Consider the following 18,810-nt stretch of genomic DNA (forward strand, 5'->3'; position numbering starts at 1 on the left):
TGTCTGGCCGCTCCAGATGAACAGCCGCACAGGGCTGGCCGATGGCGAGGGAGATGGCGATATCCGCGTCCCCGGCGAAATGTTCCGGCTGATGAACGAAACCCTGCCCGGCACCCGCTCGCTTACCCTTGCCGATAACGATGGCCGCGAAACCGAAGCTTCGGGCGAAACCGCCGACGTGCATTTATTTTATGCGCCTGACCGTCTGGTGACCTTTATTGCGTCCACCAGCGACGAATCCAGCGAGCAAGTCGTGGATTTCCTGCATATCCTGCGGGATATGGGCGATGTTTCCATCACGCGCCTCGGCGTGGCAGACGGCGACAACCCAAGCCTCTCGACGGCAGAGCCCGTCGTGACCGAAGAAAACCCGGATGACTTGATTGAAGATGGCATTCTGGTTGCTGATCTCGCGCCATACGAAATCCTTGTGATTGAGATGTTCAACCCGACCTTTAGTGCCGAGGTCGCCACCCTGAGCCAAAGTGCAACGGAAATCCCCGATTTGATCGATCCGGAACTGCCCGACAATGTGCTGAACTTTTCGGACTTCGTACACTCCGATGCAAGTGCACCGGATGCAGGTGAAAATCTGATCGAAACCCTTTCCACGACCGAAGAACCACGCGAAGATCCTCAAGACGCAGCCCTTCCCGCCGAAGCAGACGAAGGCGGCGGCGGTGACTTTGGCTTTGGTGCTCTGGCCCTCGCCTTCTTGCCCATCCTGCTTTTGGCTGCCTGATCCCTCCAGCCATAGCAGAGCGGGTTGCCGCGCTGCACCGCAGGCACTACAAGCGCGGCGAACCCTCCTTTTCGACAGATCAAGGATCGCCGCATGATTCCCCGCTATTCCCGCCCTGCCATGGTCTCCATCTGGGAACCCGCCACCAAATTCCGCATCTGGTTCGAGATCGAGGCCCATGCCTGCGATGCCATGGCCGATCTGGGCGTGATCCCGCGCGAAAATGCCAGCGCCGTGTGGAAAGCCAAGGACGTGGAGTTCGATGTCGCGCGCATCGACGAGATTGAGGCCGAAACCAAGCATGACGTCATCGCTTTTCTCACCCATCTCGCCGAGCATGTAGGCTCGGACGAAGCACGGTTCGTGCATCAAGGCATGACGTCTTCGGATGTGCTCGACACCTGTTTCAATATTCAGCTGACCCGGGCGGCAGACATCCTGATTGCCGATATGGAGGGGCTTTTGGCCGCGCTCAAGCGTCGCGCCTATGAGCATAAAGACACGCTGCGCATCGGCCGCAGCCACGGCATTCATGCCGAGCCGACCACGATGGGCCTGACCTTTGCCCGGTTCTACGCCGAGATGCAGCGCAACCTGCGCCGTCTGCACACCGCACGCGAAGAGATTGCGACCGGCGCCATTTCCGGCGCAGTCGGCACCTTCGCCAATGTCGATCCCCGCGTCGAGGAACATGTCTGCGCCCAGCTTGGCCTGACACCAGAGCCGATCAGCACACAAGTGATCCCGCGCGACCGCCACGCTGCCTTCTTTGCCACGCTCGGCGTTGTCGCCTCTTCAATCGAGAATGTGGCCATCGAAATCCGCCACATGCAACGGACCGAAGTGCTAGAAGCTGCCGAATTCTTCTCGATGGGGCAAAAGGGCTCGTCGGCCATGCCGCACAAGAAAAACCCGGTCCTGACCGAGAACCTCACGGGCCTTGCCCGCCTTGTGCGCATGGCCGTGGCGCCCGCCATGGAAAACGTGGCCCTCTGGCACGAACGCGACATTTCGCACAGTTCGGTCGAGCGCATGATTGGCCCGGATGCTACGATCACCCTCGATTTTGCACTCGCGCGCCTGACCAATGTGATCGACAAACTGTTGGTCTATCCCGACAACATGATGGCCAACATGAACAAGTTTCCCGGCCTTGTCATGTCGCAGCGCGTCCTTTTGGCCCTCACTCAGGCCGGTGTCAGCCGCGAGGACGCCTATCGCCTCGTACAGCGCAACGCGCTCAAGGTCTGGGAGACAGGCTGTGACTTCAAGACCGAGTTGCTGAATGACGCCGAGGTCACAGCCGCCCTCTCCCCCGCAGAAATTGATGAAAAATTCGACTTGGGCTATCACACCAAGCATGTGGACACCATTTTCCGCCGGGTTTTCGGGGAGTCGTGATAGGCTGTCCCCCTGTCCAACAGGGGGACATATGATGAAGTTGAAATTCGGATTGGCCGCCCTTGCGCTTGTCGTCACGCCCAGCTTGGCGCTGGCGACGGGCGGCTGTGCCTACAGCAAGCAGAAACAGGCGATTTCCTGCGTTGCGGGCACGGCATGGGATGCCACAACGAACAGCTGCATGCCACAAACCTCGAGCTGATGTGGAATCGGGACGGGAGAATTCCCCGCCCCTGCTTCACCGTTCTGTAAATACTCAAATATAGCGCGCGCGCCTCACAGATCACGCGTGGCAAATGTACCGGGTCCGAAACTGGCCGAGACCTGCGCCACCGCAATCCGCTTGCCCGCATCTGGCCCGTCGGCCATGCGCGCCGCCGCCGGATAAACCCATTCTGCGCGCTCCTGAATGACCTCGCGCAGGATCTGCGTCCCCCGCATCACCCGCAAGAGATAACGCTCGGTTTCTTCGCCAAGCGGCACCTCAGGCGTGTCCCAGCGATCCCCACCGATCCGCGTCCGCCGGACCCATGCCACGCTCAGATCACCACCCACCTCATCAACCCGCAAATGCACCGGCGCATAAGGCCGCAGCCCGATCCCGTCAAAAGCGATGACCGCGTGCGCGAAACTCGGATCTTCCACCGACCGTCCCCCCGGCCCGATCCGGTAATGCAACGCCTGCCCTCGCTGAGCTTCGGTCAGGTCGATCTGCTGCGGTACGCCGTTGAGCCGCACAAAAAGTGACCCCTCGGGCCAAACGCCCCCGCCTGCCCGCTCCGTGCCCAATTGCCCGCGCAGCCGGTGCCGCAAGACATAGGTTTCTGGCGCCACCAGATCCGCATCTCGGAACTGAAACAACTCCCATGCTCCCGGTGTGCCATCGCCAATTGCGCAGAGATTGGCCCCATTAAGCAGCGCCGCATCGCTCACACTCTCCAATGTGCCAAAACGCATCTGCACAAAGAGACCATCGCCCCGATCAATCCGGCCCATAGCGGCGGGCAAGAGCGGCGTTTGCGTCACCCCCACACTGGCCCGCGCCGCGACCAGCGTATTGAGCCGATAGTTCGCATCCTCGGCCGAGGAATAAACCGCGGCCGTGCCGGGCCAAGGATTGGCCAAGACCGCAATATGCGGGGCATGCGGGACTTCCTCGCCGGTCATCAACGGCAAATCCAGAAACACCGGCGTCACCGGTCCCGGCGCCACAAAGGGGCGCAGCCGTTCCGGGCGGTCCTCGATCAGAATGGGGCGGTAACTCTCGGGGTCGATCCGCACTGCATCAACGCGCTGCGCATTGCCCATCTGCTCGACCCGGTCGATCCGAAACCGCGCGCCCCCCTGACCCTTGGGCAAGCCGATCACATCCCCGGCCCCTGCCCGCAATTGCGACGGCGGCAAGGTCAGGCGCAGCGTGTCGATGGACACTCGGGCCTCTGACAGCCACCGCTCCACCAATTGCCGCCCCTCAGCCCGTGTCAACGCCAGCGGCATTTCCGAGGTCGCCACCGCATGGGTCACCTCATCGGGCAGAATGGCCTCTTCAGCGATTGCCTCGTAATCCGCATCCGCATCCAGAAACCGCAACCGGACCCTCCCTGCCAGTTCCAGATCGCTGCCGCGCAAATCCTCGATCACGCCCCCCAGTTCCGGATCACGTACCACCAGATCGAGAGCGACCGCATGATCCACCTTCCCATCACGCAGGCGAAACTGCAGCAGGCCATCCCGCTCGATCGCATCCACCCCATACGCCAGCATCAGGGGCTGCAGGGTGGATCGGGCTTCGCTGACCTGATCCGCCAGATAGCCGCGCACAAACCCCTCTGCGCGGCGGGCCTCGTACGCACTCACTCCGGCGCGCGTTGCCACTTCGGCAATCACCTCCTCAAGCCGCCGCCCGCTGACCCGCCCGCTGATCCAATGTCCGCGCGCATAATTCGCGCCATCCGACCACAGGTCCAGATTGCCCGGAAAATTCGGATAAGGCCGCGCATCCCAAGCCCAGACATAGGCGTGATCCATATCCAGCATCCGCCCCTCGAACTCCTCCGAGAGTGGGTTGTGGACAGGATCATTCCAATACCCGACCATGGCCCGCAAATATTGCAATTGAATCAGCTCATCCCGCTGTCCCGTGGAATGGCGCGGCAGGCTCGACTCAGAGGATTTGGGATCCAGGAATTTGTTGGGCTCATTGGTCCCCTTATCCACTGCCGCACAGCCATATTCGGTAAAGCGGATCGGTTTGGATTGCGGCACCCATGCGGTAGGCGTGGCGCTCCGCTCTCCCCCCACACGTTCGAAATGCCGGTTTTTCCACCAGCCTTGCAGATCTTTGAACCGCCAGACCCACGGCTCTCCGTAATCCTCGTCGGTGATAGGCACCCGCCGTTGCGCCGCGCGCGCTTCTTCCGATGGGTAAAACCAGTCATAGCCCTCTGCACCCTCGATGTTGGCTTGCAGATAATCAAGGTCATAGAGCGACGGCCAAACCTCGGCATCCAGATGCGCATCCCCCTCACGCCAATCCGACAGAGGCATGTAATTGTCGATGCCGATGAAATCGATATTCTGGTCCGCCCACAGCGGATCGAGGTGAAAGAACCGATCCCCGTTTCCCGGCTGATAGCCGAAATATTCCGACCAATCCGCAGCATAGCTGATCTTGACCTCTGGTCCGAGCAGGTCGCGAACCTCCGCCGCCAGATCCCGCAACTGCGCCACCGCCGGAAAGCTGTTATCAGCCCCTCTGATCTGCGTGAGGCCGCGCATCTCCGATCCAATACAGAAACTCTCGACGCCGCCGACAGCGGCACAAAGCGCCGCCTGATGCAGAATGAACCGCCGATAGGACCATTCATCGGGGCCATGATAGGCCACAGGGCTAACCTTGACCGCACCACCAAAGCTCAACAGATCAAGAACCCCGGTGCCGCTCGCCTGCACCACCTGCGCCGCAACCGGCGTAACCGTGAAATCCGACGCCCGCACCGTGCCAAAGAACGCTGCCACCTCTGCCTCGGCCAGCCCCGTGCCATCAGGGCTGCCCACCTGCCCCGGCACCTTTGAGGTGGTGATGCGCCCGCGCCACGGCAACACTGCCTGATCCTGCGCCGTGCTCCACGGATCGGGCAACCCGTTACCCGGCATCTGCTCCATCAGGATGAACGGGTAATAGAGCACCTCTTGCCCCGCCTGCTGGAGAGCCAGAATGGCCTCTATCACGGCCTGATCCGTGGGCGTGCCACCATAAACCTCGCGCCCATTGGCATCCTTCGGCACTTCTCCGGCCTGCGCGCGCAACAGGTTTGAAACCTGCCATGGCATATTGGACGCCTCGAACTGCTTTTGCTCCACCCGTGGCCTGATCCGGCACGAACCACACCGCAGATCGTCACCGAACCAGCTCACAATCAGCGATACCGCTCCGCAGCCGGGCAATTCCTCGACCAGCGCCTCCAGTGCCGTGGCCATATCCGAACGCTCGGACGGGCTGTTGATGTTGGCAATCCCCCCAGAGCCAAAGCCGAAATTCATCGTGACGGGCGAGGTCGCCAACGCATATTCCCCGGTACCAGGCAAGAGCGCCACGCCCCGCACCGCGCGCACCGGGTCCAAATCCGCCCCCGGCAGCCCCGCCTGCGACGCGCGACACACCTCAAAACTGAACTGCGGCACCCGGTTGCCGAACTGGCTTATATCCAGATCCTCGATCACCACATATGCGGTGCCGCGATAGGCAGGTACATTGCCTGCCCCCTCCACCGCCTCGATCTTTGGATCAGGCACCTGATCGCGCGTGCCCTTGTAGACCTGCATATTGAGACTGATTGGCGAAATCTCTGTGCCATCCGCCCAAACCCGCGCGACGCGGGTGATCTCTCCTTCACAGAGCGCGAGGGCCAGACTGACCGAATAGCTGATCGCCCGCGTCGTTGGGGTTGCAGGGCGGGGCGTGCCCTTGCCTCCGCCCCGGTTTCCGGGCGTCACAGTGACATTTTCCCGAAATTCCGTTGCCCAGATCACCTGCCCGCCCACGCGCATGCGCCCGTAAACCTGCGGGATCGCATCCCCCTCGCCTGCACCAGTCAGCCGGAGCCTGCTCACGCGCCCGGTCTCGACCACCTCGGACCCCTGACCAAGCAACCGCTGATCAATCGAACGACCGATGACCGCACCGGCAAACCGCCCGATCGCCACCGACGACAGACCAAGCGCGGTGCCACCAACAGCCCCGCCAATTGCCGCCCCTGCAGCAGATAACAAAATGGTTGCCATGGCTTACCCCTCCTTGGGAAATTCGAACCGCGCTACAATACGCCGCCGCCAAGGAGCGCTCAGCGCGGTTTCGACCACGCCATGCCCCGAATAGGCGTGAACGAATGAGCCCCGCGCACCGATCTCTGCGACCACCCCCAGATGCTTGGCCACTGCCCCTGCGCGCATCCGAAACAGGATCACATCGCCGGCCGCCTCATCGCTCAGTGGTTTCGTCATCAGATGCCGCGCTGCCGCCTGCCACAACGCTTCGTGGCGCGCGGCCTCGGACCAATCCATAGAATAGGCGGGCGGGCGCTCTGGCTCGGCCCCTTTGATCTCTCGCCAGAGCCCGCGAATGAGCCCCAGACAATCGCACCCGGTCCCCCGGCACGCCGCCTGATGCCGGTAAGGCGTGCCAATCCAGCCACGCGCCGCGCCAACGATCCGCTCTCCTTGCCCGCTCATCTGCGACGGCTCTCGCCATCCAGACGCTGGGCTTTGGTGGGGTCTGTAATCGTCCAATCATCACCGGGAATATCCGGAAACCCTTGAAAATTCAAAATGTTATCGAACTTTAACTGACAGGTCACCATCCGTTTGTCACAGCCAGCCTCGATCCGCAGCGCATCCCCAGACGCCACCTGCGCGCCGATAGGATGCCACAGCTCAATGACCCGCCCGGCTCCCTCCACTCGGTCCCGCTTGATCAGCCCGATCAGCCCTGTCGCCGTACCGCTCTGCACCCGGATCACGCCATGGCGAAACCAATCTTCAGCAAACCCACTCATCTCGGCAAAGCGAAACACCCGGTTTTCTTCGATCCCCTCAGCTACACGTTCGGCCACATACCCCGGCGTTTCCAGATCAAAGGTGCAATCACGATCCCCCAGAATGGCACTGCAACTCTTCTGATACACCCGTCCAAGCGGCACGTTGAGCGCGTCCGTTAACCCTCGCAACTCCGCCTCAAACGCACCACCGGCCCGTCGCAACTCGCCAATCGTGCCGCGAAAAATCAGGCTGCGCGCATCTACATCCTGCCAATTCACCAGCCAGGCGCGCAATTCCGCCCCGTCATAGCGCCCGGCCTCAATATCCGCCTCGCGGATTGCAGCATCACTAAGCGCCCCCAATGCCTCGGTATTGTCCACCGACAATCCCGTGGTTTGCTGCAACGCCAACGCGCTCAGCCCGGTATCGGGGCGAAATTCCACGCCCTCGAACACCAACGCCCGGTCGTGATCGGTAAATCCCATCACCTCCCCGTCGCGCCGCGTCAACGCCCAAGCCCGACAGGTGGTCGTAACCCCTGTCTTCAAATGCGCCTCCAGCGCCGCATTCAAACCGGTCATACCCGGATCTCCACCACCGGCACATTGGGCACCTCTCCGGCCTGAAAACTGGCCAGGCTGGTTTGAATGCGGTCGGTATCGAACCGCACCGGCACGTCAAACTCATAGCCCGCCGTGACCGGCACACCCCGATTGGGTGGTTCGGAAAAGGTGACGATCCCGGTGGCGCTGTCGACCTCGTAATGTAAACCTTCCTGCATCTCATCATTCGACAGGCCAATGCGCACCGTTCCCTTGACCGGCTTCACAATAGGCCGGAGCGCCACCTGCTCGCCCGAGCGATAGGTTTTGAACAACTGAAACGACACCGTGGCATCATCCCCCACCCCGATCTCCTGATCGCGGTAATCCGGTGCGGCCTTGGCCCGGCCCGATTTGAAATCGGTCCAATCCTTCCAGCGAAACCCGAAAAGCTGCCCCCGCCGCGCCTCAAAGAACGCAATCAACGCCTCGATATCGTCCAGGGACCGCAGCGCCACGCCAGCATCATAGCGCCTGCGCGACTGCGCCCACGGCGTGTTGCGCTCCTCGAACCCGTTGGCGAGGGTGACGATATCCGTCAACCGTTCCGGACCGCCAAGCGAGCCGAAACTCAGACTCGACGGAAATCTGATCTCGTGAAATCCCATGTCCCTCTCCCTTTCAGCGATTGCGCCCACCGCGCCCGATCACGCGACCCAATTGCGCCGCGATCTGCCCCTGAGAACGGCGAAACCCTTCGGCATCAGGCGTCTGGATGTTCATCACCACGCTCACCGTCCCACCGCCCTGCGCGCGCACACCCAAGCGCCCGTCCGGCCCTCGGCTGAGCGGCATGATTGCCTCTGGCCCGGCCTCGCCCATCAGTCCCGTGCCGCCCCGCATCGGAAAGGTGACCGGGCCACTCACCACCCCACCATTGGCAAAGGGCTGCACCCGGCCCTGAGCAAAACTCGCCCCCTTGGCAAAGGGGAAAAGCCCACCCACGAGGCTACCAATCCCCTGTGAAATCAGCCCCCCCAATTGATCCGTCACCGGGCGCGTCGCGTCGTTGAATGCGGTATTGACCATGCTCAAAGCCAGCCGGCGCAGACTGTCCGACAGGCTGTCGCCATCCAGCACGGCCCCTCGAATTGCGCCACGCAGGCCACGGCTCAGCCCCCGCTCCAACGTCTGCACATCCTGCCCGGCGCTCGCGAACCCGCCCCGCACCCGCGCCAGTTCCGCGCCAAAGGCTGCGGCCATGCTCGTCGTCTGCCCCATGGCATCATCAAGCGCCGCAATCTGCGCCTCCAACTCATCCACGCGGTCCAGCTCATCCATCGCTCATCTCTCCTTGTCTGTCTGGAAAGGCGCGCAAGAGCGCCTCCAACCCGTCTCGCGCCATCGGTGGAACGCCTTGCCGCTCGCCCAGCATCAACCGAAATTCAACCGGCGTCAGCGCCCAGAATTCCGCAGGGCGCAGGCCCAGCCGCTGCATCCCGGCACGCATCAAAGCAGGCCAATCAAACCGCCCGCTCATGCGCTGGCTTCCGGCAAGGCAAAGGCCCGCGCCAGCAATTCTGCCGCCGCCCGCGCCGCCGCCATGGGCCCGCCTTCAATGTCGGCGCTCAGCAAATCCGCCGTCGACCCGCGCCATCCGCCCCCGCGCAACCCGGCCACGATCAGCGCCAGCACATCGCGGGTAGAGAACGCACCGCCCTCGAACCGCGCCACCAGATCAACCAGCGACCCGCGCTCCAACCCCGCCTCCAACTCGGCCAATGCACCAAGCGTGAGCCGCATCACCTGCCGCTCACCGGCGATCACCAGCGCCACCTCGCCCGCCCAAGGGTTGGCCATCGGATCACAGCACCGTAAAGGTCAGCTGCCCCGCAGAAGCGAGCGCCAGCTCATAGGTGGCCTCGCCATCATGCGTGCCGCCATATTCAATGGCCGTCACCTGAAACGGTCCCTCTATGGTTCCAAAGTCGGGGATAACCACCTGAAAATCCGGCATTTCCCCATCAAAGAAAATCTGCCGCGCCCGTGCATCGCTTGTCGCGTCGCGAAAAATGCCAGAGCCACTGATGCTCGCGGATTTCACACCCGCACCAGCCAGCAACTCGCGCCAGCCCCCTGCTGACTCGAGGCTTGTGACATCCACACTCTCGGCATTGAAACTGACGCGCGTGGCACGCAACCCCGCCACCGTCTGAAAATTGCCACTGCCGTTTAGGTCGATCTTGACCAGCAAATCCTTGCCATTCTGTACCGCCATAGTCTTCACTCCAGAGATTAAAGGTTAGATGCCATCGTCCACGCGCGCCTGAAAAGTCAGGTCGATCCGCCGCGCCTGCCCGGCTGTTTCCCGTCGGGCGCGGGCACGCAGAAAACTCAGGCGCGTCACTTGCCCGCGCACCAGCATAAGTTCGGCCCCCACCAGCGCATCGCTGACAGCACCTGCCACCGCCTTGGCCTGCTGAAAGCCGGCGCTCTCGCTCACCACCGTCACGGCGAACCGATGCAGCGCGCCACCTGCGCTGCCATCGCCACGCTCGCGCACCTCCTCAGGGCCCAGCGTGACGTAAAGCGGTGGCACCCGACCGGGCGGCACCGCATCATGGATTGCGCCACCCACCAGCGCGCTCAGCGCCGCATCCTGCACCAGCCGCTGATAGATCGCCGCCTGCAATCCCGCCGCCATACCATAGCTCATTGCACCACCTCCTCTTGCGACCAGAGGCTCAGGTATCGCCCATCCGCATCCGCCTCTGTCACCGACAGGATCGCGAAAATCCGGGCACCATCCCGCAACCGCTGCCCGGCCTCTGGCCGCGAGGCAGCCCCTTGCGGCGCGGAGCGGACCGTGATTCGATACCCGGCCCGCGCCACGCTCACACCCACGGCCTCTGCCTCGCGCCCCGTGCGCGCGCTGACATGTCCCCAAATCGTGCCGCGCACGTCCCAGCGTTGCGTGACCCCGCCCGCGCCATCGGGCAAACGCACCGCCGCCTCCAGCACCAGCTTGCGATTGAGCCTTGGGCGCGCCATCACCGCGCGCCCCCGCCCAACAGCCGCACCGTGCGATAGCGCTCAATCAGGCTGGCCACGCCAAAAGGCATACAGCCGCTGCTCAGCCCGGTTTCATGCCGGTATTCGTAGTAATGCGCCGCCAGCATCAGCACCGCCTGCGCCAGATCGGCCGGCAGATTTCCCCAAGCCGCGCCATAGCCTGCGCGAAACCGGATTTCAGCCACACCGCCTCGTTCTATCGTCGGTAAAACTCTCCCCATGGGCCGCAACACGGGACGGTGCGCATCCTGTTCCAGCCGGTAGAGCGCGGGATCAATCACCTCGACCTCATCGTCCCGGTTGCGCAGGCTCAGGCTCAGGACGGCACTGACCGGCGCCACCGGAAGTGCCTGCCCCGTTGTATCCCGCCACTCGCGCAACGCCCATGAAAACGCTCGCTCCATCAGCACCTTGCCGGTGCGCCCCTCGATCCCAGCCAAGGCCGCACGCAGAAAGCTTTCCAGAACCGGGTCCTGGATATCGTCATCCGCAAACCCCGTGCCCAGCCGCAGATGCGCCTTGAATTCCGCCAGCGGCAGCGCGGTCGGGGGCACCGCGGTTTCTTCGATTAACATCATGGACCTACTCCATTTATCCCGGCCCCCCCGATGGTTCAGGCGCGCGCCATCCGGCGTTGCCCGGACGGAGGGGACAGCTAAGCAACGCCTCGCCCGAACAGCACGCGCCTCAGGACGAGGGCCACCACACCCCCGCCCTCTCGCCGCGCCTTTACGAGACGGCGAATTTCAAGAGTTTGATCGCCTTGAAGTCAGACACATCGCCACCCACGCGCTTGGTCGCGTAAAAGAGCACATGCGGCTTGGCGCTGTAGGGATCGCGCAACACCCGCAGATCGGGGCGCTCGGCCACCGTATAGCCTGCATGGAAATCGCCAAAGGCGATGGCATTGGCCCCGATTGCGATGTCGGGCATATCCTCGGCGATCAGCACCGGGTATCCCATCAGCCGCGCAGGTTCTCCGGCAGCCAGACCATCCGACCACAAAAACCGCCCATCGGCATCCTTCATCTTGCGAATGGTGCCTGCGGTCTTGGAATTCATCACAAAGGTGCCATTGGCGCGGTATTGCGCCCCCAAGGCATAGACCAGGTCAACAATCGGATCAGGCCCGGAAATCGCGCCCGCAACCCCTGTGGGCACATACCCCAGATTGCCCCAGACCCAGACATCATCATCCACGCTGGGATGCGTCAGAAACCCGCGCGGCTTGTCCAGCCCGTCACCTGACACAAAGGCCGCCGCCTCAGCGCGCGCGAACTTGTCGGCGATCCGCCCCGCCAGCCACCCCTCAACGTCGAACGCACTGTCATCCAGCAACCGCTGGCTGGCCTTGGGCAGCGCGCTCAACTCATGCAGCGGGATGCTGATGCGGTCGATCACCGGCGTGTCGGTCTCCGAGACCGATCCACTTTCCGTTGCCCAGCCATGGCCGACATCGGTGTGATCCACCAACACATCAAAGCTGGTGGCCTCAACCGCCACCACATTGGCGACAGCCCGGATCGACGCCGTCGTGCTCAGCACTGAGCGGATCGTCTCGGCGGTCTGCGGATCGACAAGATAGCCACCCTCGCCCGCAATCGCGGTATTGAGCGCCTTGCCCTCCAGTTCCAGCCCCCGCAGCCCGTCATCATCGCCACCCCGCAGATAGGCGTCAAACGCCTTGCGGTGCGGCGCGCCCCCGTCAGAGGCCGCCGCCAGATGCGGACGCACGAGAGCAATGGATTTGCGTTCAAACATGGTCATCTTCTCTTCTTGCTGTTGCAGTCGATCATGAAGTTCGGCCCGAAAGCCGCTGAATTCGCTCAAGAAACCCGCCACAGCGGATTTCACCTCGGCCACCGGAGACAGATCATCCCCGGCCCGAGCCTTTGCTTGGGTTGTCATCATTCCATCCTTCAGGTTTGGGTCGTCGCTCGGGCGCTACACCTGCGCCATCTCCCGGCGGGCCGCGTCAAACGCCGCCGCCATCTCGCGCAAGGTTCCGGCGTCCAAAGCATCACCCTTGGCCGCCACCCGCGCACTGGGCAGCATCGGGAATGTCACCAGCGACACCTCCCACAGCTCCAGTTCCGTCAAGAGCCGCTGGCCCCTGTCATTCTTGACCGCACGCAACGTGCGATACCCGATGCTGAGCCCGTCAATCGCTCCCGCCGCGATCAGCGCGGCCGCTTCGCGTGCCCGCCCCACGCTCTCCAAGAGCCGCCCCTTGACCCAGAGACCGCGCGCGTCCTCACGCACCTCGTCCCAGATGCCAATCGGCTGCGCCGGATCATGCTGCCACAGCATCTTGACCCGCCGCCCCTCCTTGGCCAGACGCCCGAGCGAGGCCGCATAGGCCCCGCGCTCAACAATATCGCCACCCTGATCGGGGGTCCCGAACAGGCTCGCATAGCCCTCGATCTGGCCCGCCTCGCTCACACAGAGCGTCTCGCCATTGAGCTGCGCAAACTTGCGTTCCAGTCCCGTATCCATCTCCATCCGCCTCATCCTTTCCTGACACTCCGCGCGTTGGCACCATAGGGTGGGTGCCAACCCACCACTGGCAATCACCCCGGCAATACCGCCAAAAGCGGCTGAAACGCCTGCGCGAGGATCGCCGCCACCACGCCGTAAACCGCCAGCCACAGCCGCCGCTCCAGCCGCTCCAGCGCCGCGTCCATCCGCTCCAACCGCTCGGTCATCGCGCGCGTCTGTAGCTCCGCCACCCGCTCATGCGCTTCCAGCCGCAGCCCCGGCGCGCAATCAAACGCCTCGAACCCATAGCGCGGCGGCGGTGCGCCCCGCTCAGCCATTACTCTCTTCCGCCGCAACGGTCGGAAGCCCCAAAAGACTGCGCTTTTCCGCATCGCTCAGGAAATCGGCCTGTGTCACCCGCGCCCATTGCGCATCGCGCTCAGCGGCCAGCGCTGACACCTGATCCAGATCGGGCACCAGATCCAGCATATCGCCGCTCATCCGCGCCAGCCACGCTGACACTGTTGCCGCCACCCGTGCCACCAACGGCAGCACAGTCAGACGGTAGAACGCGCGGTTCGCCTCCTGATAATTGGCAAATGTCGCATCACCGGGGATGCCCAGCAGCATCGGCGGCACCCCAAAGGCCAACGCAATCTCGCGCGCGGCACTTTCCTTGGTCTTCTGAAACTCCATGTCCGACGGGCTAAAGCCCATCGGCTTCCAATCAAGGCCCCCTTCCAGCAACATCGGCCGCCCGGCATTGCGCGCGCCCTGATGATGCGCCTCCATCTCACTGACCAGCCGGTCATATTGATCGCCCGGCATCGCCCCCTGACCATCGGCCCCTTTATAAACAATCGCGCCAGAGGGCCGCGCAGCATTATCCAAGAGCGCCTTCGACCAGCGCGACGCCGAATTATGCACATCCACCGCCTGCGCTGCCGCCTGCAGCGGGCTCAGCCCGTAATGATCATCCTGCGGATGGAAACTTTTGATGTGGCAGACACAGGGCACCCCCTCGCGCACGTCAAACCGATGGGTGCGCCCTGCCACCGCATAGTCATAGGCAATAGGCCAGCCATCCGCGCCCGGCACCACGTTCATCCGGTCCGACCGCAACACATGCAATTCCACCGGCACGCCCGCGCCCACCCCCACCGCCTCGATATAGGCATTGCCCGTCAGCAAAAGCTGGCCATAGAGGGCTTCAAACAGCTCCGCCCGCCCCTGTGCGGGATTGGGGCATTTGATCAGACTCAGCACCGGATGCACGGCAAAACGCTGCTCACAATCCTGTAACACCAGCGGCAGCGCAGCAGCGGCCTCAGAGATCATCTTGACACAGCGATACCCTACCGGATTACCGGCAAACCCAGTACGCGTCAGGCTCACGGTGTCGCGCGGGCTCCATGCCACCCGCCCCGCACCATGCCACGCCATCACCCGCCCTGCGGCACTCGCCTTTTGCTCAGGACCCGAATGCCGCTCCGTGCCACCCTGCCGGAAGAAATCCAGTATCATCGCGCTGCTCTCCTTGATCCCGCTCATGCCGGGCCTCTTGCCCGCTTGAGAGGCATCAGACCCTCAAAGGTTTAAGGAAAGTAAATCAGACCGCGCGGGCGGGCACTCAGACCCCCAACGCCTCACGCAACTCGGCCAGACGTGAGCGGCTGACAGGCGTTGTCACATCCTGCCCACCAAGGCGGAAATGACACAGCCCATTATCCTTGCGCCGTTCAAAATGCGCCACATGCGAAGGGTTCACCAAATAGCTGCGATGCACTTTCAGAAACGGGCCGGGGTTCAAACGCCGCTCGGCCTCTGTAATCGACCAAGTGCAGAAATGCTTGTTGGCCCCGGTATAGAGCAACGTGTAATGCCCCTCGGCCCGCAGAAACGCCACGTCGTGCGCATCAATGAAATGCGTCCGCCCGTTCTGCTCATAAGGAATGCGCTGCAGCACCGGTACCGGCTCAGACGGCTTGGCCGCCACAGCCTCCGCCTTGGCCCCCTGCGCCAGAAACGTGACCCCCGTCAACAGAAACGCCCCACAGAGCACGAAGGAACTGATCAGCACCCCCAACGCCAGCACCTCATTGCCCATCAGCGGCCCGATTTCCTGCACGGTCGGCACCGCCACGAACCGCGTGCCAAAAATGGCGGCGAAATGCACCAGAAACACGGCCAAGCCAAACGCCAGCGTGCCCAGAAGGATATTGCGCGGTCGCCGCTGACCATACGCCACCCAGATCGCCGCCACACTCAGCCCGCAGGCCGCCAGCACCGCAAACACCACCCCCGGCAGCGTATAAATCGCCCGGCAAAGCTGGAGTCCTGACATGCCCAGATAATGCATCGCCACGATGCCCAGCCCGATAATTCCCCCCGCCACCGTCAGACTCGCGTGGGTACGCGGGTAGAAATGCAGCAAAAGCAGCGCCGCCCCCACCATCAGAATCGCAATCAACGCCGATCCCAGCGTGATCATCGCATCGTAATAGATCGGAATCGGCAGTTGCAGCCCCAGCATCGCCACAAAATGCATCGACCAGATGCCGCCGCCCAACGCAATCGCCGCCAAGGTCACAGAGAGTTTACGCAAGGCGACGGGTTGCGCGGCAATGCCACGGGTCAGCGAAAATCCGGTAAAGGCCGCAACGAGCGAGACACTCAGCGACGCCGCCACCAGCCAGAGATTATGCGTATACTCCAGAAATTCCATGCCGATCCAATGGCTTGTCCAAGCCGCAAGGGCTATGGCCTCCCCGGCCACGCCCTCTCTCCTCCACGCGTGGATCGTATGTTGCCAATGTCCGCCTTACAAGACACTTGACCTCAGAGCGCCAGCGCCTCCTTGCGCCCGTCGTGAAACGCCTGTGCCGCCAGTCGCGGCGCATGCGCATCGCCAATCAGCCGCACCGAAATCCCCCGTTCGGCCAACTCTTCGCGCAAACTCACATCCGCCCGGTTGGTCGTCGCCAGCACCAGACTGTCCGCCGCCACAAGCGTGCGCACGCCGGTCAAGAGATCTACCACCTCGGCACCGCCAGTCTGCCAGCCGGTGATGGCACTCTCGGTCACGAAACGCACGCCCAGCGCCGCCAGCCGCCGCCGCAGCGGCACATCGGCGGCGGATCGCTCCAGCTCGCGCCCCACCACGGCCTGCGGTGTGACGATCACCACCTGATGCCCCGCCTCGGCCAGATGCCACGCGGTGCCGCCGCCGCGCCAATTGCCGCCCTCATCGAGCACGATCACCCGACGCCCCAACCGCGCCGCGCGCCCCATCACATCCTCGACCGGCCAGACATTGCCATCCAGCCCCGGCAACTGCTCCAGATGCGGGACCGCCTTCTGAAACCCCGTGCCTGCAGGCAAAGACCCGGTGGCAAGGATCACATGATCCGCGGCCATCGCGGCAATCTCGTCCGCGTCCAAATAGCTGTTGAACTGCACGTTAACGCCCAAACGGTCCAACTGCCGCTCATACCATGCCAAGAGGTCCAGTATCTGCGCCCGTCTTGGCTGCAACCCCGCCAGCCGGAATTGCCCGCCAATCTCCGGTCCCGCCTCATGCAGGCGCACCCGGTGCCCGCGCTCGGCCGCAACCCGCGCCGCCTCCAGCCCCGCAGGCCCCGCGCCCACAACCAACACATCGCGCACCTGTGCCGCCGGGCTGAACCGATCCCCGCCCCATTGATACTCCCAGCCCACCGACGGGTTGATCAGACAGGAAATCCAGTAATCCCGGCTCCGCCGCCCCCAGCATTGCTGATTGCACGAAATGCAGCCGCGCACGTCCTCGGGCCTGCCTGCCTCGGCCTTGGCCACCAGATGCGGATCGGCGATCTGCCCCCGCACGATCGAGACCATATCGGCCTCATCCGCCCCCAAAACCGTATTGGCATTCTCAGGCGTGCGAATATGGCTTTCGGCTGTCACCAGCGCATGCCGGACCACCCCCTTGAGCCGCGTGGCCAGATCGACCCCGAGTTTCTCAGGGTAGAGAAACGTCGGCATCAGCGGATGATAATCCAGATAGCTGCCCGACCCACAGGTCACATAATCCATAAGCTGTTCAGCATCATGCAGCGCCACGATCTCAGCCATGGCGTCATGGTCCAATGTCGCCTCAACGGTCGATCCGTCACTGACAGACAGCCCGATAATGAACCCCGGCCCACAGGCCGCGCGCACCCTGCGCAGAATCTCGCGCGAAAACCGCGTGCGGTTCTCAAGGCTCCCGCCCCACTCATCCTCCCGCGTATTCGACATCGGCGTCCAGAACTGATCCAGCAGGCAATGATAGGCGGCCCAGACCTCGACCCCGTCGAACCCCGCCTTTTGACAGCGCACTGCGGCGGCAACAAAGCTCTCGATCACCTCTTCGATTTCATCGCCGCTCATCTCGTGGCTGCCGTCACTGTCATGCCAGCTTGGCCCCCCCGAGGGCGACCATGCCGCATGCCAGCTATTGTCCTGATCCCCATGCGCGCCGACATGATAGAGCTGTTGCACCACCACCGCGCCTTGCCGCTTGACAGCCTGCGTAAGCTTGGCAAAGGCCGGGATCACCTCATCCGAGGAATGCCGGAAATTGCCGCGCGTGAGAACGGCGGTGCGATGCACCGGCATCGGTTCGACCACGATCATCGCGGCCCCGCCTATCGCGCGTTCCTCGTAATAGGCGATGTGCCGCGCGCCCGGCAGGCCGTCTTCGGCCATATTCGTGGTATGCGCGCCAAACACCACCCGGTTGCGCAGGGTATGCCCCGCCAGCACCGCCGGGCGAAACACATGCGAAAACCCGCTCATGCCTTGCCTCCCAGACGGTCCAAGCCTTCGCGCAATGCCTCACGCATCCCCGCCGCCTCCATGTGCTGCCTGAGCCGCTGATTATAACCGCCCTCGGTGTTGAGCGCCTCCAGCATCGGCGCACAGGCCCCGCTCATCAGGCTGCTACCCACCAGATGCCGCAGAAACGCCTCGCCCTGCGCGCCATCCCCGCCCAACCACTCCGCCGCGACGCCCACCATCTGCACCGCCGGCGATAACACCGCCTGCGCGCAGAGATACGCGTCCAACTCCGCGGCATCGCGCAGCGCGTAAACCGTGTTGGCAGGTGCAAACAGCGCCTCGATCACCGCAACCTCGCCCAGCGCCAGAATAGGAGAGCCCCCTTGCGCGATCCCCGGATAAGGCAGCATGATCGCCTCTGCGCGCGCCGGGGCCACCAGTGCCGCGACCTCGTCCAGCGGCATCCCCGCCATAAAGGACACAACCCGCTGATCCGCCCGAAACCGCAGCCCGCCCAGAATGTCCGGCGCGTCCTCCGCCATCAGCCCCAGAAACACGACCTCGCTCGCCTCTACCACGCCCTGATTGCCCGCAATCCCGACGTTCAGAAACTCACCAGCCAGCCGCGCCGCACGCGCCGCATTGCGCTCGGACACCGTGATCGCATGTCCGGCAGGCGCCAGCCCCCGCACCACCGCCTCTGCGATGCTGCCGGTGCCCAAAAACCCCAGCCGCACC

The 18,810-nt window shown here is 63.4% G+C and carries 20 protein-coding genes and 1 pseudogene; 3 read left to right on the top strand and 18 right to left on the bottom strand.

Annotated features, from left to right (window positions below):
* The 3 genes and pseudogenes from ACN0SW_RS07775 to ACN0SW_RS07785 form a co-directional block, all read left to right on the top strand.
* Positions 1 to 742 (top strand): annotated as a pseudogene (locus ACN0SW_RS07775) (type I secretion protein); the annotation flags it as partial.
* A 93-nt stretch (positions 743 to 835) separates the two neighbouring features.
* Positions 836 to 2,143, top strand: coding sequence for an adenylosuccinate lyase (purB, locus tag ACN0SW_RS07780; RefSeq protein ID WP_417727343.1), 1,308 nt, complete (start codon positions 836 to 838; stop codon positions 2,141 to 2,143).
* Positions 2,144 to 2,174: 31 nt separating this feature from the next.
* Complete coding sequence (locus ACN0SW_RS07785; protein WP_417727344.1) at positions 2,175 to 2,345, top strand: hypothetical protein; 171 nt, start codon at positions 2,175 to 2,177, stop codon at positions 2,343 to 2,345.
* Between the two features lie 74 nt (positions 2,346 to 2,419).
* On the opposite strand, the gene ACN0SW_RS07790 is transcribed toward ACN0SW_RS07785, so the two are convergent.
* From ACN0SW_RS07790 to ACN0SW_RS07875, 18 genes are all read right to left on the bottom strand, one after another.
* Complete coding sequence (locus ACN0SW_RS07790; RefSeq protein ID WP_417727345.1) at positions 2,420 to 6,427, bottom strand: baseplate multidomain protein megatron; 4,008 nt, start codon at positions 6,425 to 6,427, stop codon at positions 2,420 to 2,422.
* Positions 6,428 to 6,430: 3 nt separating this feature from the next.
* Positions 6,431 to 6,874 carry an NlpC/P60 family protein gene (locus ACN0SW_RS07795; protein WP_417727346.1) on the bottom strand — a complete coding sequence of 148 codons (444 nt, stop codon included), beginning with the start codon at positions 6,872 to 6,874 and terminating at the stop codon, positions 6,431 to 6,433.
* The gene (locus tag ACN0SW_RS07800; protein ID WP_417727347.1) at positions 6,871 to 7,761 is read right to left on the bottom strand and encodes a DUF2163 domain-containing protein; all 891 of its coding nucleotides are present in this window, start codon (positions 7,759 to 7,761) and stop codon (positions 6,871 to 6,873) included. Before ACN0SW_RS07800 ends, ACN0SW_RS07795 begins: the two co-directional genes overlap by 4 nt.
* Entirely contained in the window at positions 7,758 to 8,390 is a 633-nt protein-coding gene (locus ACN0SW_RS07805; protein WP_417727348.1) for a TIGR02217 family protein, read from the bottom strand. The genes ACN0SW_RS07800 and ACN0SW_RS07805 overlap by 4 nt, the downstream gene beginning before the upstream one ends.
* A 13-nt stretch (positions 8,391 to 8,403) precedes the next feature.
* The gene (locus ACN0SW_RS07810) at positions 8,404 to 9,063 is read right to left on the bottom strand and encodes a phage tail tape measure protein (protein WP_417727349.1); all 660 of its coding nucleotides are present in this window, start codon (positions 9,061 to 9,063) and stop codon (positions 8,404 to 8,406) included.
* On the bottom strand, positions 9,056 to 9,262 hold the full coding sequence (locus ACN0SW_RS07815) for a rcc01693 family protein (RefSeq protein WP_417727350.1): 207 nt from the start codon (positions 9,260 to 9,262) through the stop codon (positions 9,056 to 9,058). Before ACN0SW_RS07815 ends, ACN0SW_RS07810 begins: the two co-directional genes overlap by 8 nt.
* Positions 9,259 to 9,582 carry a gene transfer agent family protein gene (locus tag ACN0SW_RS07820; protein ID WP_417727351.1) on the bottom strand — a complete coding sequence of 108 codons (324 nt, stop codon included), beginning with the start codon at positions 9,580 to 9,582 and terminating at the stop codon, positions 9,259 to 9,261. The genes ACN0SW_RS07815 and ACN0SW_RS07820 overlap by 4 nt, the downstream gene beginning before the upstream one ends.
* A 4-nt stretch (positions 9,583 to 9,586) precedes the next feature.
* On the bottom strand, positions 9,587 to 10,000 hold the full coding sequence (locus ACN0SW_RS07825; protein WP_008282342.1) for a phage major tail protein, TP901-1 family: 414 nt from the start codon (positions 9,998 to 10,000) through the stop codon (positions 9,587 to 9,589).
* Positions 10,001 to 10,024: 24 nt separating this feature from the next.
* Positions 10,025 to 10,438 carry a DUF3168 domain-containing protein gene (locus ACN0SW_RS07830; RefSeq protein ID WP_417727352.1) on the bottom strand — a complete coding sequence of 138 codons (414 nt, stop codon included), beginning with the start codon at positions 10,436 to 10,438 and terminating at the stop codon, positions 10,025 to 10,027.
* Entirely contained in the window at positions 10,435 to 10,773 is a 339-nt protein-coding gene (locus ACN0SW_RS07835; RefSeq protein ID WP_417727353.1) for a head-tail adaptor protein, read from the bottom strand. The genes ACN0SW_RS07830 and ACN0SW_RS07835 overlap by 4 nt, the downstream gene beginning before the upstream one ends.
* Positions 10,773 to 11,372 (bottom strand): head-tail connector protein, encoded by a 600-nt coding sequence (locus tag ACN0SW_RS07840; protein WP_417727354.1) that lies wholly within the window; start codon positions 11,370 to 11,372, stop codon positions 10,773 to 10,775. Before ACN0SW_RS07840 ends, ACN0SW_RS07835 begins: the two co-directional genes overlap by 1 nt.
* A gap of 151 nt (positions 11,373 to 11,523) precedes the next feature.
* Positions 11,524 to 12,705, bottom strand: coding sequence for a phage major capsid protein (locus ACN0SW_RS07845; RefSeq protein ID WP_417727355.1), 1,182 nt, complete (start codon positions 12,703 to 12,705; stop codon positions 11,524 to 11,526).
* Positions 12,706 to 12,738: 33 nt separating this feature from the next.
* The gene (locus tag ACN0SW_RS07850; protein WP_417727356.1) at positions 12,739 to 13,296 is read right to left on the bottom strand and encodes an HK97 family phage prohead protease; all 558 of its coding nucleotides are present in this window, start codon (positions 13,294 to 13,296) and stop codon (positions 12,739 to 12,741) included.
* 68 nt (positions 13,297 to 13,364) lie between these two features.
* Positions 13,365 to 13,610, bottom strand: a complete 246-nt coding sequence (locus ACN0SW_RS07855; RefSeq protein WP_417727357.1) for a GTA head formation protein, RCAP_rcc01685 family — start codon at positions 13,608 to 13,610, stop codon at positions 13,365 to 13,367.
* Entirely contained in the window at positions 13,603 to 14,796 is a 1,194-nt protein-coding gene (locus ACN0SW_RS07860) for a phage portal protein (RefSeq protein WP_417727438.1), read from the bottom strand. Before ACN0SW_RS07860 ends, ACN0SW_RS07855 begins: the two co-directional genes overlap by 8 nt.
* 106 nt (positions 14,797 to 14,902) lie before the next feature.
* Positions 14,903 to 15,997 carry an MHYT domain-containing protein gene (locus ACN0SW_RS07865; RefSeq protein ID WP_417727439.1) on the bottom strand — a complete coding sequence of 365 codons (1,095 nt, stop codon included), beginning with the start codon at positions 15,995 to 15,997 and terminating at the stop codon, positions 14,903 to 14,905.
* 113 nt (positions 15,998 to 16,110) lie between these two features.
* A complete protein-coding gene (locus ACN0SW_RS07870; protein ID WP_417727358.1) occupies positions 16,111 to 18,090 on the bottom strand; it encodes an FAD-dependent oxidoreductase in 1,980 nt (659 codons plus the stop codon).
* Positions 18,087 to 18,809 (bottom strand): NAD(P)-binding domain-containing protein, encoded by a 723-nt coding sequence (locus tag ACN0SW_RS07875; protein WP_417727359.1) that lies wholly within the window; start codon positions 18,807 to 18,809, stop codon positions 18,087 to 18,089. The genes ACN0SW_RS07870 and ACN0SW_RS07875 overlap by 4 nt, the downstream gene beginning before the upstream one ends.
* Position 18,810: the final 1 nt, after the last annotated feature.

It is taken from the genome of Roseovarius sp. (assembly GCF_048262375.1).
Taxonomy (GTDB): Bacteria; Pseudomonadota; Alphaproteobacteria; order Rhodobacterales; family Rhodobacteraceae; genus Roseovarius.

Excerpts from the sequence above, each read along its gene's own strand:
- purB (WP_417727343.1), top strand. The coding sequence starts at position 836 with ATGATTCCCCGCTATTCCCGCCCTGCCATGGTCTCCATCTGGGAACCC.
- ACN0SW_RS07785 (WP_417727344.1), top strand. The coding sequence starts at position 2,175 with ATGATGAAGTTGAAATTCGGATTGGCCGCCCTTGCGCTTGTCGTCACG.
- ACN0SW_RS07790 (WP_417727345.1), bottom strand. The coding sequence starts at position 6,427 with ATGGCAACCATTTTGTTATCTGCTGCAGGGGCGGCAATTGGCGGGGCT.
- ACN0SW_RS07795 (WP_417727346.1), bottom strand. The coding sequence starts at position 6,874 with ATGAGCGGGCAAGGAGAGCGGATCGTTGGCGCGGCGCGTGGCTGGATT.
- ACN0SW_RS07800 (WP_417727347.1), bottom strand. The coding sequence starts at position 7,761 with ATGACCGGTTTGAATGCGGCGCTGGAGGCGCATTTGAAGACAGGGGTT.
- ACN0SW_RS07805 (WP_417727348.1), bottom strand. The coding sequence starts at position 8,390 with ATGGGATTTCACGAGATCAGATTTCCGTCGAGTCTGAGTTTCGGCTCG.
- ACN0SW_RS07810 (WP_417727349.1), bottom strand. The coding sequence starts at position 9,063 with ATGGATGAGCTGGACCGCGTGGATGAGTTGGAGGCGCAGATTGCGGCG.
- ACN0SW_RS07815 (WP_417727350.1), bottom strand. The coding sequence starts at position 9,262 with ATGAGCGGGCGGTTTGATTGGCCTGCTTTGATGCGTGCCGGGATGCAG.
- ACN0SW_RS07820 (WP_417727351.1), bottom strand. The coding sequence starts at position 9,582 with ATGGCCAACCCTTGGGCGGGCGAGGTGGCGCTGGTGATCGCCGGTGAG.
- ACN0SW_RS07825 (WP_008282342.1), bottom strand. The coding sequence starts at position 10,000 with ATGGCGGTACAGAATGGCAAGGATTTGCTGGTCAAGATCGACCTAAAC.
- ACN0SW_RS07830 (WP_417727352.1), bottom strand. The coding sequence starts at position 10,438 with ATGAGCTATGGTATGGCGGCGGGATTGCAGGCGGCGATCTATCAGCGG.
- ACN0SW_RS07835 (WP_417727353.1), bottom strand. The coding sequence starts at position 10,773 with ATGGCGCGCCCAAGGCTCAATCGCAAGCTGGTGCTGGAGGCGGCGGTG.
- ACN0SW_RS07840 (WP_417727354.1), bottom strand. The coding sequence starts at position 11,372 with ATGATGTTAATCGAAGAAACCGCGGTGCCCCCGACCGCGCTGCCGCTG.
- ACN0SW_RS07845 (WP_417727355.1), bottom strand. The coding sequence starts at position 12,705 with ATGATGACAACCCAAGCAAAGGCTCGGGCCGGGGATGATCTGTCTCCG.
- ACN0SW_RS07850 (WP_417727356.1), bottom strand. The coding sequence starts at position 13,296 with ATGGAGATGGATACGGGACTGGAACGCAAGTTTGCGCAGCTCAATGGC.
- ACN0SW_RS07855 (WP_417727357.1), bottom strand. The coding sequence starts at position 13,610 with ATGGCTGAGCGGGGCGCACCGCCGCCGCGCTATGGGTTCGAGGCGTTT.
- ACN0SW_RS07860 (WP_417727438.1), bottom strand. The coding sequence starts at position 14,796 with ATGATACTGGATTTCTTCCGGCAGGGTGGCACGGAGCGGCATTCGGGT.
- ACN0SW_RS07865 (WP_417727439.1), bottom strand. The coding sequence starts at position 15,997 with ATGGAATTTCTGGAGTATACGCATAATCTCTGGCTGGTGGCGGCGTCG.
- ACN0SW_RS07870 (WP_417727358.1), bottom strand. The coding sequence starts at position 18,090 with ATGAGCGGGTTTTCGCATGTGTTTCGCCCGGCGGTGCTGGCGGGGCAT.